17 protein-coding genes are annotated in these 15,092 nt (G+C 37.0%); 2 read left to right on the forward strand and 15 right to left on the reverse strand.

Features of this window, described 5'->3' with window-relative positions; translation table 11 throughout:
* Positions 1-111: 111 nt before the first annotated feature.
* Positions 112-516 (forward strand): DUF4279 domain-containing protein, encoded by a 405-nt coding sequence (locus ACXAF2_RS06185; RefSeq protein ID WP_475137804.1) that lies wholly within the window; start codon positions 112-114, stop codon positions 514-516.
* Positions 517-769: 253 nt separating this feature from the next.
* Here ACXAF2_RS06185 and ACXAF2_RS06190 read toward each other — a convergent pair whose 3' ends face one another.
* From ACXAF2_RS06190 to ACXAF2_RS06210, 5 genes are all read right to left on the reverse strand, one after another.
* A complete protein-coding gene (locus ACXAF2_RS06190) occupies positions 770-1,213 on the reverse strand; it encodes a GNAT family N-acetyltransferase (RefSeq protein WP_475137805.1) in 444 nt (147 codons plus the stop codon).
* A 276-nt stretch (positions 1,214-1,489) separates the two neighbouring features.
* Positions 1,490-2,044, reverse strand: coding sequence for a hypothetical protein (locus ACXAF2_RS06195; protein ID WP_475137806.1), 555 nt, complete (start codon positions 2,042-2,044; stop codon positions 1,490-1,492).
* Between the two features lie 15 nt (positions 2,045-2,059).
* The gene (locus ACXAF2_RS06200) at positions 2,060-2,860 is read right to left on the reverse strand and encodes an SAR2788 family putative toxin (RefSeq protein WP_475137807.1); all 801 of its coding nucleotides are present in this window, start codon (positions 2,858-2,860) and stop codon (positions 2,060-2,062) included.
* Between the two features lie 13 nt (positions 2,861-2,873).
* Positions 2,874-3,710, reverse strand: a complete 837-nt coding sequence (locus ACXAF2_RS06205; RefSeq protein ID WP_475137808.1) for a S8 family peptidase — start codon at positions 3,708-3,710, stop codon at positions 2,874-2,876.
* 275 nt (positions 3,711-3,985) lie between these two features.
* Positions 3,986-4,285 (reverse strand): hypothetical protein, encoded by a 300-nt coding sequence (locus ACXAF2_RS06210; RefSeq protein WP_475137809.1) that lies wholly within the window; start codon positions 4,283-4,285, stop codon positions 3,986-3,988.
* A 139-nt stretch (positions 4,286-4,424) separates the two neighbouring features.
* Between ACXAF2_RS06210 and ACXAF2_RS06215 the strand changes: the two genes are divergently transcribed.
* Positions 4,425-4,787: a hypothetical protein gene (locus ACXAF2_RS06215; RefSeq protein ID WP_475137810.1), complete on the forward strand. Its 363-nt coding sequence runs from the start codon at positions 4,425-4,427 to the stop codon at positions 4,785-4,787.
* Positions 4,788-5,073: 286 nt separating this feature from the next.
* Here ACXAF2_RS06215 and ACXAF2_RS06220 read toward each other — a convergent pair whose 3' ends face one another.
* The 10 genes from ACXAF2_RS06220 to ACXAF2_RS06265 form a co-directional block, all read right to left on the reverse strand.
* Positions 5,074-6,279 carry a cytochrome P450 gene (locus ACXAF2_RS06220; RefSeq protein ID WP_475137811.1) on the reverse strand — a complete coding sequence of 402 codons (1,206 nt, stop codon included), beginning with the start codon at positions 6,277-6,279 and terminating at the stop codon, positions 5,074-5,076.
* A gap of 114 nt (positions 6,280-6,393) precedes the next feature.
* Positions 6,394-7,563, reverse strand: coding sequence for an 8-amino-7-oxononanoate synthase (gene bioF, locus ACXAF2_RS06225; protein ID WP_475137812.1), 1,170 nt, complete (start codon positions 7,561-7,563; stop codon positions 6,394-6,396).
* A gap of 102 nt (positions 7,564-7,665) precedes the next feature.
* Complete coding sequence (gene bioW / locus ACXAF2_RS06230; protein ID WP_475137813.1) at positions 7,666-8,448, reverse strand: 6-carboxyhexanoate--CoA ligase; 783 nt, start codon at positions 8,446-8,448, stop codon at positions 7,666-7,668.
* A gap of 717 nt (positions 8,449-9,165) precedes the next feature.
* Positions 9,166-9,651 (reverse strand): hypothetical protein, encoded by a 486-nt coding sequence (locus tag ACXAF2_RS06235; RefSeq protein ID WP_475137814.1) that lies wholly within the window; start codon positions 9,649-9,651, stop codon positions 9,166-9,168.
* A 200-nt stretch (positions 9,652-9,851) separates the two neighbouring features.
* Complete coding sequence (locus ACXAF2_RS06240) at positions 9,852-10,625, reverse strand: class I SAM-dependent methyltransferase (protein WP_475137815.1); 774 nt, start codon at positions 10,623-10,625, stop codon at positions 9,852-9,854.
* A 211-nt stretch (positions 10,626-10,836) separates the two neighbouring features.
* On the reverse strand, positions 10,837-11,124 hold the full coding sequence (locus ACXAF2_RS06245; protein ID WP_475137816.1) for a hypothetical protein: 288 nt from the start codon (positions 11,122-11,124) through the stop codon (positions 10,837-10,839).
* A 42-nt stretch (positions 11,125-11,166) separates the two neighbouring features.
* Positions 11,167-11,313 carry a hypothetical protein gene (locus ACXAF2_RS06250; RefSeq protein ID WP_475137817.1) on the reverse strand — a complete coding sequence of 49 codons (147 nt, stop codon included), beginning with the start codon at positions 11,311-11,313 and terminating at the stop codon, positions 11,167-11,169.
* Positions 11,314-11,514: 201 nt separating this feature from the next.
* Positions 11,515-12,777 carry a neutral/alkaline non-lysosomal ceramidase N-terminal domain-containing protein gene (locus ACXAF2_RS06255; protein WP_475137818.1) on the reverse strand — a complete coding sequence of 421 codons (1,263 nt, stop codon included), beginning with the start codon at positions 12,775-12,777 and terminating at the stop codon, positions 11,515-11,517.
* Between the two features lie 140 nt (positions 12,778-12,917).
* Entirely contained in the window at positions 12,918-13,499 is a 582-nt protein-coding gene (plsY, locus tag ACXAF2_RS06260; protein ID WP_475137819.1) for a glycerol-3-phosphate 1-O-acyltransferase PlsY, read from the reverse strand.
* Positions 13,500-14,038: 539 nt separating this feature from the next.
* Entirely contained in the window at positions 14,039-15,079 is a 1,041-nt protein-coding gene (locus ACXAF2_RS06265) for a serine hydrolase domain-containing protein (protein WP_475137820.1), read from the reverse strand.
* Positions 15,080-15,092: the final 13 nt, after the last annotated feature.

The raw sequence follows: 15,092 nt of genomic DNA on the forward strand, positions 1-15,092 counted from the left end.
ATGTTTTATTAAGGTTTATTTCACTTTCTGCAGGTATGATTATAAAGTTCAGAACTATTTGTGTTAATGATGATTTCTCAATGGACAATGAGATGAGAGTGGGCGATTTTAATGAATACAGAAATCAATGTAGAGTTTTGCATATATGGTGATGAATTAAATCCTGATGAAATTACTAAACTTCTAGAATTGCAGCCCTCCCTAAGTTATAGAAAAGGCGATTTCATTAGAGAGAATGGACTAATGAAAAGGTTAGAGGGATGTCGGGAAATGAATACAGGCTACGCTCCATCAGGAGATATTAATGATGCTTTGAGTAAAATGAAAGAAATTCTCGATGAAAAGACAGAGAAAATCCTTCAGTTTAAAAGGACCAATACGTTTGATTGTAAAATAACGATTGTTATTAAGATCTATAATAATGAAGTACCTGGCATGTATTTTTCTCCATCTATATTATCCTTTATTGTGAACGATTTAGAGGCTGAAATGGATATTTGTACGTATGTAATGTAAGTCCACGAAAACTTGTATCTGTCCCTCTCGACAATAAAAGATTAACGTGCTGAAGGTCAGACACTGAAATCAAAAATACATAAATAAACTATAATATCTGTCCACTGAATTTTTCGATTATCGATCAAGCTACTTTTTCACAGATACCAATCATTTCGAAATCCTGTATCTTACTCAAGAAGATTTTGAATAAAAAAAGGTTACCCACCATCGGATAAACCCCTTCACTATTATGAAAAATAGTATCTTTTCATTATCTTGTGTACTTAAAAATAAGTTCTCCATTTGGGTCTCTTTCATTCGTAAACTCAAAACCTATGCTTTCATATAAACGATGAGCTATTTTATTCTCTTCAATGATACTTAGATATATAACGTTTACCCCATATTCTTTCGAAACTATGTCTATAAGTTTAGTCATTGCAATTTTCCCAAAGCCTTTACCTTGAAATTTTTGATCGATCATTATTCTATCAATCCAAGTATCTTTAGTTGAACCAAACGAACCATACATTGCAAAACCAATAATCTCCTCATCAGAATAGATAGCTACTGGGTGCCATTCATGGTGAGCCTTAGCTTCTTCCAGACATTCTTCTACGGTTTCAATAAATGTATCTTGGCCAGGTTTTAATTTTATATTTTTAACGATACATACATTAGTATTATCAATATCTCTAAAATACAAATTGCTCATGGAATTATCTATACCTCCACAAATTTTAAAAAAACAAATATAATTGAATGCTACCTATATAATCACAATTATTTCAAAATCTCGCTTTTTGAACAAGAGAGTTCTTCCATTAACTTGATCTTTAATAGAAAAAGAACAGAAAAGTAGTGTCTGACCCTCACTACAATAAAACATTAACATGCGGAAGGGCATACACCAAAAACCACAATAACCGGCCAGTACAAACGTGGCCGGCTTTTATGATGAATGTGGAAAACGATCTTGTAGACCTTTTACTTAAAATTGTTTTAAGAAGTCGTCAATCCATGTAATATCCGTAGAAAATTCTTTATTTGCATCAACCCAATAGTGAAGAAATTTTTCTTTATCCTCTTTCCATTCGGGATACGCTTCTTTAAATGTGTCAATGAATAATGAATTCCCGGCAAGGACTGCGTGGTCTTCATGAGATATTTGCAAGCCCCACTCTCCTTGTGGTGAATAGAGGGAATTCTCGACCACAAGAGGGATGGATTGATAGTCTTCATAGGCAATGGCATTCTCGGCGATCCAGTGTTGCGGTGCCAATTCCGAGTGAAAGTCCTGTGAAAGATTAAAAGAATCACCTTCTGACTCCGACACGAAAAAGGTTCCCTGTCCAACCTGTACAATGGTTTTCATCAGAGCATAGAACTGATTTTCCTGAAGGTAATAACCGTTGGTCGGGAAGATCAGCACCCTTTCGTTCAGGGTTTCTTGAAATGGATTGCCAAATGGATCCGATTTCTTACATACTCTCTGGAAGGCTTCCTTTAACCGGGAAATGTCGTCTGCCTTTTGTACTCTTTCCATTTATATACCTCTTCCCTATAGAAACTTTATTTTTCTAACGCCTTTAATGCCGTTGACATCAATGGTAGGAGGCCCTGATTTAGAAGATTTCCTGTATGTAAAGGTTACTCCGTTTTTGTCTTTTCCGACAAAAACTCCAGGTGATACTTCCCTATGACTGGACACTTGTGCATGGAAGAAATCCCAGGCATCGGACGCAGTGCCGTACATTTTTTTGATGTCATTTTGATCTGCTTTTGGAAGTGATTTTAAATCGTCTGCACTCCATTTTTTCTTCAAGCTTTGTTTCAAGGCATTCTTTACGGCTGTTTTTCCAAACTTTTTAATAGCATACTTGATACCTAATCTTAATACAATACCCACGATAATCGGAATAACGGAAGCTTGTAGAGTGGTAGAGTTAATCTCGTACTCTTCACCTGTTTGCGTATCGGTTAAAGTAGCGATGAATTTCTCATCATCTACTTCGTGGAAGACAACATGGTAGGATTCATCATATTCATTTCCTGATTCATCCATGACCTTACCTGTGATCATCGCATCTTGGCTATCAAGGTCCATGATAAGCTCTGTATCAACTTTAAGATCTTCCTCATCCACTTTCATATCTAAAACAAGTTTCTCATCCGTATCTTCTTTAACCTCTACTTTCACCTGTTCTGAAAGATCGACATCATGTTCCTCACTAAGCGACCTTTCAGCCTGTTCTAAATCGATTCCTTGTGGTGGAGCGTTTTCCTCTGCTGCCATGGTCCCTTGAGGGAGTATGGAGAACAATAATGTGATGACCAAACACTTTAATACTAGTTTTCTCAATGTGCGCACCTCTTTATTTTATTCTTACAAGTCCATGTCCATAGTCTTGGTCCGGTCCTGTTTCTCCTAAATCGATCGCTTCTTTTTGTAACATCTTGTATATGTTCTTGATCCCTTTATGCTCACGATCTAGTATGCGGGCAGTATATCCAGCTATTTGGGCAGCAGCGAAGGAAGTACCACTGAAAGTTTCCAAGTCACCATCTTTATTGGTCGAAAGAACCTCTGTTCCAGCTGCGGCGAAATCAACCTTTCCCCTTGCCGCCAATGAAGACCGGACCATGTCGGAGTTTACGGATGTGATGGACCACACCCCTTCATAACGGGCCGGATAGTCAGCCTCTTGTCCCAGTGTATTTCCTGCTGCAGCTATGATGATAATCCCGGAAGAAAGCGCCTCTTCAATGGCTTTCTTCAGATGTTGATCATCTACTTGAAAACCGGAACTGATATTGATGATGTCTACCTTCTCTTCGATACACCAGTTGATTCCTTTGACCAAATCAGCTACCTTCCCGTTGCCTTTCTTATCTAGAACCTTTACATCATAAATGGACACATGTTGAGCCAGTCCGCTCATTTCGCCTCCCGAATCCTCGGCAGCTATGATGCCTGCGATTGGAGTCCCGTGACCATAATGATCTTCAATCTTCTGATTCGGCTGAATGGCATTAAATGATTTATGTATCTTTCCTTTCAATGCCGGATGGTCTTTATTGATTCCACTATCAAGTACAGCGACCTTGATTGGCTGCTTCTCATTCATCAAGTGCAACAGCGCTACTCCGAACAACAATGCAATGATGCCTATTACACGATAAGTCTCTTTACGTTTCATTTTGTTTGACATAACCTTTCTCTTGGTCAACTCACTTTTTGACAAGATCCATTCTGTTAATAAATCGATCGATTCAACCTTTTGAAGAATTCTTCCTTCACTATTATACTGGTGAAAATTTACAGGAAGCTTAACGGAAGCTTAAAGGAACCTTAACTTTTCACTTTTCTTTCCTCATTAAAAGGACACAAAAAATACGCCTAATCCCATCAGGGAAAAAGCGTATTATCAAACTCTGTTCACAGTAATCCTTTACTTCTACTTCAAATCAACTCGATCCGCATTCATCACTCAGGAAAATGATCAAGTGTCCATATAGCCAGATCTTTCCCTGGTAAGGCAATGACAAGTTCACTATCTCCATCAACCCCTGCTTGCCAACATTCAAATTCGTCATGATATCCGTTTATAAATAATGAATGATCGTTTTCAAATCGAATGAGTAAGTGGGGTGCATGCTCGTCAACCAATTCTATTTTTTCCACCACTTGTCTTCTCATTCGAATGATTTGGAGATCGTTTTCCTCTTCAGAAAGATCTTCTATTTCATCCTCTTTTGAAGGATACTGTTTTACATTTGAGGACAAAAGGCACCACTTAGATTCAATGTTTAAAAAGAGTTGAGCATTTTTTTATCTAGACTCACTTTATCAAATATCAGTACTGGTTATGTATTTTTGTTACACTACTAATAGTCTATTCTAAGAAAAACGAGGTGATTGACTCATGGAAAATATGACAGCTGAAGAAAAGCAGCATTCAATTGAAGCGTTTCTATCGATCATTCGTAAATCGGAAAATGCCCTTGCTCATATGAAACCTGGTGCTCCTCAGACAAAGTTGCTTGAGAAGCGATTGAAAGCAGCAAGGATTGGCACAGATGTGCTGAATGCACGTTGGGAAGGCAAGGATGTAGATGTCAGCAAAGAAGATCTGAAAGAGGCAAAAGGGGTTCTGGAGGGCTTGCTGTTGACGCTTCCTTCCTTTCTTGAGAAGCTGAAGCCCGGAAGTGGGCAGCGTACCTACATCGAGAGAAGGATAAAGGCATTTCAGATTGCCGTTTTCTATCTGAATGATTCGGTCAACTAGCTGGGTGGGGACGATTCCCATTTTACATCGGATAGGAGGAAACCGTCCCTGGTCTACTATCAAATATTTTGCTTTTCCCCTGTAACTTTTTCAGCTTGCATTTTTAACTCTTAACCGTCTGAAGGAGTCGTGAATGAATTGAAAACCCTATCAACGATACCAGCATTACCCCAGGCGCTGACCCGGCTGTAAAATAGATGCATAAATCCCTTCATAGCAATTCGAGCCAGGTCCCAGTACGTTAAAGCTTCACCGCACCGGTGTCAGGCCTCATCACAGAAGCCGCCTAATGATTTGTTGATTGATCATATAATTGTACGTACATTTCTTTCATCGCTCTAAAGCCCACCAGATTTCTCCATTCGACCTCTTTGGTTTCTAGCTGGATGTTTACTTCGCTTTGTAAAAGCGTCTGTATTGCAATTTGAGCTTCTACCCTCGCTAAAGCAGAACCTAAACAGAAATGAATACCTGACCCAAATGCAAGATGAGGGTTTGGGTTTCTAGTAATATCAAAGGTATCCGCGTTTGAAAATTGATTGGGGTCTCGATTAACTGCTCCAATGAGGACGTACACATGATCACCTTTTCGAATCTGAACATTGTTCAGTTCTACATCCTCTGAAGCGATCCTGGCTATCATTTGAGTAGGGCTTTCATATCGTAAGCATTCCTCTATTGCGAATTCAATAAGAGAAGGGGTTTCAATCAATTTATGGTATTCTTGTGGATTTTTTAATAAACAATAGAGTGAATTACTAATTAAATTGACGGTTGTTTCATGTCCAGCAATCACAAGTAACACAGACGTTGCTAATAGTTCTTCTTCCGTTAGTTTCTTATCTTCTTGATGTAATAATTCGCTAATCAGATCATCCTGAGGAGATTGGCTCCTTTTATTAATCAGATCTTTAAAGAATGATAGCATCTCAAATGTTGTATTGTTTCCGTTAACAATGGATCGTCTTGAACGTGTAAAGTCGATTGATTGAATCAAATTCAATGCCCATCCACGAAAAATATCTTTATCTTGATCTGGTATCCCTATTATTTTTGCAATGACAAGACTGGCAAAAGGATATGCGAAATCGGAGATCACATCTATTTTCTTCTTATTCTTTATGTCATCCCATAAATCATTTGCTATTTTTTCTATAAATGGACGACACTTTTCAATTCTGGCAGGAGTAAATTTGTGGCTGACAAGCATCCGTAATCTTCCATGATCAGGTGGATTTTTAAAAAGCATCATATGGCTTTGGATTTTTTTTAAGGCTTCATACTTTTTCGTTGTCTCGGGAAGAGGAATTCGAGTTTGAAAACGATTATCTTTAAGAATGGTTAACGCTTCTTGATATCCAGTTACGTACCATCCAGGATATTTCAAAAAACTCCCTTTATAAACCGGATGAATGGAACGAATTTCCTCATATAAAGAATACGGGTTTTCTGCCATCTCAAATGTATATCTATGCTTACTCTGATTCATCATGTTCTACCTCCTAAACTTCCTTTATATTGAGTTAGAAAAACGTAATGGCGAAGCCTTCAAAAAAAGATGCGCTTTTCCGCATCTTTTAGTATCATGCAGCTGTATTCGCCTTCATTAGATAATCTTCAACTCTCTTCCAATCTCTTCAAATGATGCAAGCAAATGCTCAATGTGTGAATCATTGTGAGTAGCCGTTACAGTTAGTCGGATACGACTCTCTCCTTCAGGAACAGTTGGAGGACGAATCGCAGGTGCATAGATACCATTTCCCTCGAGCTTTTTAGAAAACCTAACCGACTTTTCTGTATCCCCGATAATCACCGGGATGATAGGTGTACCCTGTCCGTATACTGTGAATCCCATTGATTCCAATGTGCCTTTTATTACGTTAATCTGTCTATGTAATCGTTCCCTTAATTCCTGTCTTTTCTCTATGATATCGAATGCGGCATAGGCAGCTCCACAGCTTACCGGAGGAAGAGACGTTTGAAAAATAAACGTTCTGGCATGATTGATCAAGAAGTCAATCAAAACTCTAGAACCCGTTACATAACCACCTTCAACTCCTACTGCTTTACTCAACGTTCCAATGACGACATCCGGAGAAACTCCAAAAAGCTCACTTGTTCCTCTTCCTCTTTCTCCTAAAACACCTGTAGCATGCGCATCATCTACAATGACATAAGCATCATATCGTTCAGATAGTTTCATAATGTCATCTAATGGAGCAATCGTTCCGTCCATACTAAAAACACCATCTGTGACAATAAATCTACGAGTATACGTTTGTGTTTCTATTAATTTTTCCTCTAGATTACTCATGTCAGAATGCTTGTAAATGACCGTTTCAGCTTTTGATAGTCGGCAGCCATCGATGATACTTGCATGATTCAGTTGGTCGCTTAATAACACGTCCCCTTTTTCAGGCAAGGATGAAAGAACAGCAATGTTAGCTAAATAGCCACTTGAGAATAAAAGAGCAGCCTCCATCCTTTTAAAACTGGCAATCCTTTGCTCCAGCACTTCATGCCATTCCGTATTGCCGGTGGTTAACCTAGATCCGCTGCTTCCCATTCCAAATTCCTGTACCGTTTTTAATGCCTTTTCCATTACAATTGGATCATTTGCTAAGCCTAAATAGTTATTGGATGAAAAAACAATCTGTCGGGTACCATTGATTATCATTTGTGGCTGGGGTGCAGTATTCATTGTCCTTAATTCTCGATATAAGCCAGCCTGTTTGGTCTGTTCTATCCTTTCGCTTAACCATTGATTAATGCTCATTACACGTAACCATTAATAAAGAGTGGGAGCTTTTGCGTTTTGATCAAAATTTCTAATTCCATACTGTACCCACGGACATACCATAAAGATTTTTGGTTATTTTCAATCAACTCTTGAATCATGATCTTCCTCCCATTGAACAATGATTGGTTGCTCTTCTAAATAAGACACGTATGTATGGATCGTAGATGACGAATCAACAAAAAAGATACGGCATCCCCTCTCATCACCATAGTGTTTGAGTTGCGTTATACGTTGATAACCTATGTTTTTACCAGTTACATATCCAGTAATGTAATTTGGATCATCTGACCAACATAATTCTGCAATGGTTAATGGGTGATTACACACTTTAGTCGCAAGTGCCAACGCTTCCTTTAACCTCGGGCTAGCAAGAACGGCTTTTGATTTAGCCCACTTCTCAAAATTCTCCCTTTGCCAATCCATTCTAGAGACTCGAACACCTTTATCGATTCTCCCATCTATCCGCTCCCCGGTTTGAATATCGATTAGGATTGCTCCTCTAACCGCATATTCAGGGATTTGCTTATAGGCTTGTTCAATAATGTCTTGAGGGACACCCGTTTTCTCAAGAAGAGACCTAGCTAGCTCCTGTCCTTCTTTAACGGTCGTTACTTCATTTGTTTGGACTGTCAAAGGATTTACTCGTTTTATAGGTTGATTGACCATTTCACATTGTATTTGAAAAAAATCGGGTTTTCCTCTTGGGTGATGTAATGCCTTTTCCAGCAATGTATTTACTGACACCTGTAAATCATGATAAGAAGAGAGAAGTTCACCACCAGAAATGTGCTTCCCCCCATTTTCATGTGATTCCTTTTCTGAAGCTCGCATCCTTACACTATATATTCTACTCTGATCCATACGTCTCTCTCCTAATCTAAGTTATAGCTGGAAAAAAAGTCATTTATATCGCTGTCATAAAGTGTCTTGGGTTCTTTTATTGTAACCCAAATACAAATATCAGTTTACATTAAATCACCAAAAATGTTAACTCGAATTATAAATAAGTTAACATAATGGATTCAAGGGGAACTTTTTGAAGGAACAAAAAAACCAATTTCTTATTTTTTTCCTTAGGCAAACTTTTTTGGTTGACACCAACATCAATATAGTTGATAATGTACCTAAGAGATTTATTAAATTTCTCCCTAAATGGTATATCAAAAGCCATGATATATCATAAATTTAGTCACCCTCTAGTAGTAGAGAGGTGACCTTTTTTTTATTTGTAACTGACAATGATTATTTTGATAATAGGAACAATCGTTCTATAATGGGAATAAGTTAAATTATATATTCTATTTGGGTTAGGAATTTAACAGAAGAAAATATCATGAGCGGTGAATCTCAGCTAGCAAAAGCTCGGTCATAACGATCCATATTCTGTAAGTAATGATTGTCACAAATGTCAATACTAGTATTTTTATACTAAATTAAATGCTCCAATAAATAAGAGCAGGCGCAATTCCTTTGGAATCACGCCTGCTCTTATACATTTTTTATGGTGTTTAACTTTCCATTACTTGCACAGAGGTCAACTGTTTGTTCAGCAAACGCCCCTGATAATGGAATATGAATTTACTCAATATAGTCAATTAGCTTAGCTGGAACTTGTTCAAAAATATAAAGTTCAGGGTTATTAAAAGGCTTGCTTTTCAAAAACTCATCAAGAGTTACCATACTTCCCCAATAATGTTTCATTAAATCTTCTTTTGTAGGTAATCCTTCAACAAAACGTCCTTTTCCACCATCATATCTATCTTCAACATAAGCAAATAAATCACTTGATATATCTAGGTTAAAAACTAAAATCTTATCACTAAATATAGGAAATCGATAGTATGGTTTTTCATACGCTTCCAAATCTGCTCTAAAAGCTACCTTTAAATCAACCCATTTTGGAACATTTGCAGGTCTGAAACGTTCTGTTAATTCCGCAAAGAAATTACCACTATTTGAATACCATTTGGTTGCTGTCTTATGATTTAACCCTTCCTTTAATACCCTTTGGGGACTTATATTTTCTCCATTATTATTATGAATGACCATATGATATAAATACAAAAGTGTGCCTCCTATCCTAAAAAATTTGCTAACATGATAATTCCATTAAACTGCCCGTTAATCCAATAACTTCAAAAAAAAAGCGTTAATCCTTCTTAGATCAACGCCCTCATTACTGGAAGATTGGAGACATAATACTTTATTGTCACCTACATACAAGTAGCTGGACATCAACAAAAGGTTCCGATAAGGAATACCTTTTAAACGACTAAAAAGAAATGACCACAATCGTACTCCTCTAATTTCAAAATGTGGTTATAGTTTTCAAACCAACTTCCATTCTCCAGGTCCGTACTTAATTTATCCAGACACCGCATAACATCTTCCCCTTTAGCGAGTGGAGAAGTGCCGCGCTGAAAATCATTGTCTAAATAGAGTTCTGGCTTTCTCCAGCCTGCAAAGAAAAACTGATCAACCAAATCATAGGGCAGTGGATAAGGAATAATAGTAATAGGGCGACCAATCTGCTCTTTAAGTAATTGGGAGATTTCCTTCATTGGTGGATGAATCCTATACGCACTTTTTAAAATTGGTGCGAAGTAATCAAACAGCCAACATTCTTCTTGGCATAATCTAGGGTCTAGAGTAAAAATGATGATTTTCCCATTCTCCTTTAACACTCTTCTCATTTCCTGAAAACAAAGGGGCAAATCTTGAAAATGATGAGAAGCAAGAGTACAAATGATCCCATCTACAGACGCATCTTCTAATGGGATCCGCTCTGCAATCCCCTCTTTCCAATTGATATTTCTATGTTGTTTGCCTTGGGTCCTCATGATTTCAGAGGGCTCAAGAGCAATGACATTATAGCCCTTCTCTGCAAGTTCATAGCTATAATTGCCAGTTCCCGCACCAATATCTAATACGTTTGCAGAATGTTCTAAGTTGAGTTGTTGCAGGATACTCTGAGTGATGCGTGGATCTGCTTTTCTGGTCGTGTTATAGGTCCTTCCTATTTGATTGTAAACGGGCATACTGTTCACATCTCTTTCATCAGTATTGGTCGGTGGTAGCCCCCTAAGATAGCTCCCCGAATCATGGGATTATTACTGTACTTATTTAGCTCACTTGGTTCCATAATGAACTTGTTCATCTTATTTTGGTCCATCAGCTGCTTGATCCAACTTAAAAACTGATTCAAATGACTCTGTGATTACTCTAAATGACAGGTGTTAATGTGATAAGTCATAATTGCTTACGTTTTCGTTCTAAAAATATAGGGGCTATATTTAGTAAGATAGAAACAATTGTCAAAAACCATAGTGCCCTTGCCATACCAGGTACTACATCCGATAATGCCGCCCAATCTTCCACTTTTACCCACTCAGATACATAACTGTAATCTGCACAAACTGTTAATGCTGTAAAAGATAATGCTAACGCCATAGCGAGCTTATAGTCCTTTCCTGCTGTATACATATAAAGATTTATAAAAGTTGCTACTATTGCAACAACCCCTAATATTACCCACATAACTATACCTCCATCTATTTTTATTTATCTCAGGTAATAATACTAATGTGGTTCATTGTCTGTTAATCCGTCTTTAATTATTTCCAAGATGTTTTCTCCCTTAAAAATAAATAAGCCTAGTATCAAAATGGACAACAGAATAATAAATCCAAAAATTATTGAAGGTATTAATCCGTTTTTCTTTTCCATTGTTTCTATGCCCCCTTGTAAGTTCCCTTACCTTAAGTAACAGTTTAGAAATTAGACGGAAACCGAAGTAATTTAGTTTCGTATTATATCATTAACCTGTCAGATAAAATGAAGAAGGACAATACCTGATGATTTAGCTGATCTTAAGGTATTGCCTTCTGTTTGTTGAATAATCGTTCAATAATAATATAAAAGAATACTTTAAAGATTGTGCAATTCCAGTACCTTATTAACCACCAATTGAGCAGTATTCTCGACGGGAGGCATCCAGAGGTTTGTAATAGGCCCATAAACTACTGGATTGAGTTCCACTTCGTATCCCCCATAAGGGTATGCTTCTTTTGTAGGTAAATAACCAAGATAACCATTGGTATAGCCTCCAAAGAATGCGAGTTTATTATTCATTTTTTCTTGAATCTCAAGAGCTGACTCTGAAAAAGGCTCCATCGGAATGCCTGAAAATGAACCTTCGTTAATCTGGAATAATTGAATCTCTAAATCAATAAATAATTGTCTGTCGTTTTGTTCGTACTTTTCTAATACGCTTGTTAGCCATTTATTTGTATTAACTTCCCATTGCTCTTGGGCAGATGTTGCCATTTTTTTAATACCTTCTGGTTCTGGTATCTCTATTAACTTCATTGGGAGGGTAGTTGAAGTCGTTTGTATTCTATTAATTTTATTGTAAGTAATTGAAGGGATCATAGTTAAAACACTGCCACTTAATACGTAAGCCATCTGCTTTATGGCCTCTATTGATCCCCGATATTTTGCATTAACATTCCCAGCAGCACCCTGTACGATGATTATAGGACAGTTAAGTGTTCGTTCGAGAATTTTTCTTGTCAATCCTGGATAGTCTCCTGATAAAATGTCACTATCCGACTTTAAGACATTGGGATGAGCAGTACAAAATACAATTGCTCCTAGGGGCTGTTGATCATTTTGATTTCTTATTGCCAAAACACCAATTCGTTTATCAACAATTCCTCTTTCATTTGTGCCCATCTTAACTCTTCCTTCAGGCGTTTCTTCTCTTCGATTCACCCCTAATTCTCCCAGCGTAACGTCCCAGCCAACTTCAGAAGGTTGCATATTTTCATTTGCATAAACTGCAGATATAACCACATTTTCAATAAGAATCGTTTTATAAGCTTTAACTACTTCACTATTACTGACGGTGGCAGGGCCAGAATGCGTATGAGTAAAAACGACAGTTATATTTTCAACGCGTACATCTAGTTCACTTGCAATTTGTTCACGAATCTTTGTTGTATCTTCTATCAGCATTCCAATGTTATCTATACTAATAAATACAGTTTTAACATTATTACTTTCGAACACAAATGCTGTTGAATAAATACGTTCATCAATATTCCTAATTCCTGCTGGTCTATGATATCCAATAAACTCGATCCCTAGTGGGGGTGTAATATCTACCTTATAAACTCCTACTTTGCTCATTTGCACCCCTCCATTACTTCATTTTTCTGATCAAGTTATATATGTATAAAGTGATTACCTTATTCAATAGTCGTCCCCTTTAACAGAACAAAGAAAAAGGTGTAGATAAGCAGTTCCCAAGATACCTTTTACAGTAACACTCAATATCTTTCGACTATTTTGTTCTCTGTTCCATTTAGAATTCTATTTATGTTTTGTCGATGAAGAACGATTATTGATACGCATATTAATAGTGATAGTGCTATGATAATTTCACCTTCAAATATAAGACTATATATAAATAATGATATACTGGCCAATATCGAACTCAGGGATACATACTTAGTAATTAGCAAAGTTAACACAAACACAACAAAACCAACAAGAACACCTAATGGAGTCAAAAATAAGAAAACTCCGGTTGCTGTCGCAACAGCTTTTCCACCTTTAAAACTAGCAAATACCGAAAATATGTGACCCAAAATGGCTAATAAACCACATACAATTGGGTTAACCGTGGAGCTAAGTATTAGTGGAAGTAAACAAGCAAGCGTACCTTTTAATATATCAGCAATTGCAACAATTACTCCTGCTTTTATGCCTAAAACTCTATAAGCATTCGTTGCACCAAGATTTCCACTACCATAATCACGAATATCTTTCTTATAAAACACTTTACCGATTATTAAAGCAAATGAAATGGAGCCTATTAAGTAACTTAAAATCAGAGTTAGAATGTTCAAATTAGGTATTATCTCCTCATTTAGTTTGTTATTTAAGCATTTCTATTTGTTGTATATTATTTCCTGCTATCCTTCTTGCATTAAACTGCCCCGGTTATTGAGGATCACTTCAATTTTTGCTTAGCCTTTAGTAAGCTCTTCTTCTAATTCCTTTTTCTATTTCTTATTTTTTACTGTTCTTCTTGTTTTTTCATCTCGGTTAGTCAACAGCATGATGCCGATCAAGGCTGCTAGTCCTAACATACCACAGAGAAAATAAACCCTTCTTCCGAGAGAATTACTGATACCAAGGCAGATGTTAACAAGGTTAGTGATATAATTAACGATCCAAATAATCTATCCAACATTTTCACTCTTTTGAAGAAAATAGAAAAAACTGTTATTTTAATTATTTCAAACTCCTAAATGTTCCACAATCCCTAATAAAAAATTAATGCGTAATCATTTCGGATTACGCATTGCGAGAGGTCTTCTGTTTAACTGCCCGATTATTGAATAAGGCAGGAACCGAAGGAACGAAGAGGTTACTTGGCCGTTCTTCAGTTATATTTCAAATTAAGCTCTTTCACAACCAGGTTCCCAAATGTTTGTATATCTTGAATATAATCGAAATTCTTATTCTCATATGTATATAAACTATTGTACATCCTTACAGCAACAGCGTTATATCGGGGAATAACCAGACAAGAACAGCCTGAAGCCCCAAGAATTTGGTAACTCCCTTCAGGTAATTCTACTCCTAATTCATTATATTCCCACGAAACTTGATTATCTTTTAACCACCAGAAAAATCCGAATTTGGGCAGACTCTGCTCAACCACTTTAGGACTTTGTATTGTTGTAGCAAGGTTAAATACCCCTTCTGGTAAGATTTGTTTTCCATCCATTAATCCTTTATTCAAATGTAAGCTTCCCCATAGAGCCAACTCTCTACTATTAACAAATAAGTTTCTTTCATCACCTATATTCGATCCAACCCTTATAGAAGGATGACTTCCTGGAGAGTGGATGTCACATACTAATGTGCCTTTCCCCTCTGTAGCCCACTCTGTACTTTTCCAATCCAAGGGTTCAAATACCCTCTCAGTTAGTATTTCGTTAACTGTCATTCCAGTAGCTTGCTCTACAATTTCAGCTAATAGATCAGGACGCTTCCCTTCAATGGAGGTTCCTAAATCGAAAACCCTTTGGACTGTGTCATTCTTAATCTTTAAACCAGTGCACCTGGTTATCAAATGTCTTACTGTCGTCTCACCTAAGATTCTTTTATCCAATTGTTTTAAATAGTCACTGAGTTTATCATCAAGATTTAAGTAACCTTCATATACCGCTATTGCTGCTGCTAAACCAACGTATGTAACCCTAGTTGAATACACATTAAATTGTGAATAGTGATCTATATTCCTAGCTCCAAGTTCAAAATGATGGGTACCCGAATACCATTCGTGTACTACCTCGTTATCCTTCATAATGACTAATGCTGCTCCTGACGCGTACATCTTCTCTTTTATTTCTTCGGTATATCTAGTGATATCCTGAAATGATTTTTCATCAGCTTCTACAGTCAATTTTTCACCCATTTCTGTTTTACAA

This window comes from Rossellomorea sp. ABR4_004, assembly GCF_056159585.1.

Excerpts from the sequence above, each read along its gene's own strand:
- ACXAF2_RS06265 (WP_475137820.1), bottom strand. The coding sequence starts at position 15,079 with ATGGGTGAAAAATTGACTGTAGAAGCTGATGAAAAATCATTTCAGGAT.
- ACXAF2_RS06195 (WP_475137806.1), bottom strand. The coding sequence starts at position 2,044 with ATGGAAAGAGTACAAAAGGCAGACGACATTTCCCGGTTAAAGGAAGCC.
- ACXAF2_RS06255 (WP_475137818.1), bottom strand. The coding sequence starts at position 12,777 with ATGAGCAAAGTAGGAGTTTATAAGGTAGATATTACACCCCCACTAGGG.
- ACXAF2_RS06190 (WP_475137805.1), bottom strand. The coding sequence starts at position 1,213 with ATGAGCAATTTGTATTTTAGAGATATTGATAATACTAATGTATGTATC.
- ACXAF2_RS06205 (WP_475137808.1), bottom strand. The coding sequence starts at position 3,710 with ATGTCAAACAAAATGAAACGTAAAGAGACTTATCGTGTAATAGGCATC.
- ACXAF2_RS06220 (WP_475137811.1), bottom strand. The coding sequence starts at position 6,279 with ATGATGAATCAGAGTAAGCATAGATATACATTTGAGATGGCAGAAAAC.
- ACXAF2_RS06245 (WP_475137816.1), bottom strand. The coding sequence starts at position 11,124 with ATGTGGGTAATATTAGGGGTTGTTGCAATAGTAGCAACTTTTATAAAT.
- ACXAF2_RS06215 (WP_475137810.1), top strand. The coding sequence starts at position 4,425 with ATGGAAAATATGACAGCTGAAGAAAAGCAGCATTCAATTGAAGCGTTT.
- bioF (WP_475137812.1), bottom strand. The coding sequence starts at position 7,563 with ATGAGCATTAATCAATGGTTAAGCGAAAGGATAGAACAGACCAAACAG.
- ACXAF2_RS06185 (WP_475137804.1), top strand. The coding sequence starts at position 112 with ATGAATACAGAAATCAATGTAGAGTTTTGCATATATGGTGATGAATTA.
- ACXAF2_RS06250 (WP_475137817.1), bottom strand. The coding sequence starts at position 11,313 with ATGGAAAAGAAAAACGGATTAATACCTTCAATAATTTTTGGATTTATT.
- ACXAF2_RS06240 (WP_475137815.1), bottom strand. The coding sequence starts at position 10,625 with ATGCCCGTTTACAATCAAATAGGAAGGACCTATAACACGACCAGAAAA.
- bioW (WP_475137813.1), bottom strand. The coding sequence starts at position 8,448 with ATGGATCAGAGTAGAATATATAGTGTAAGGATGCGAGCTTCAGAAAAG.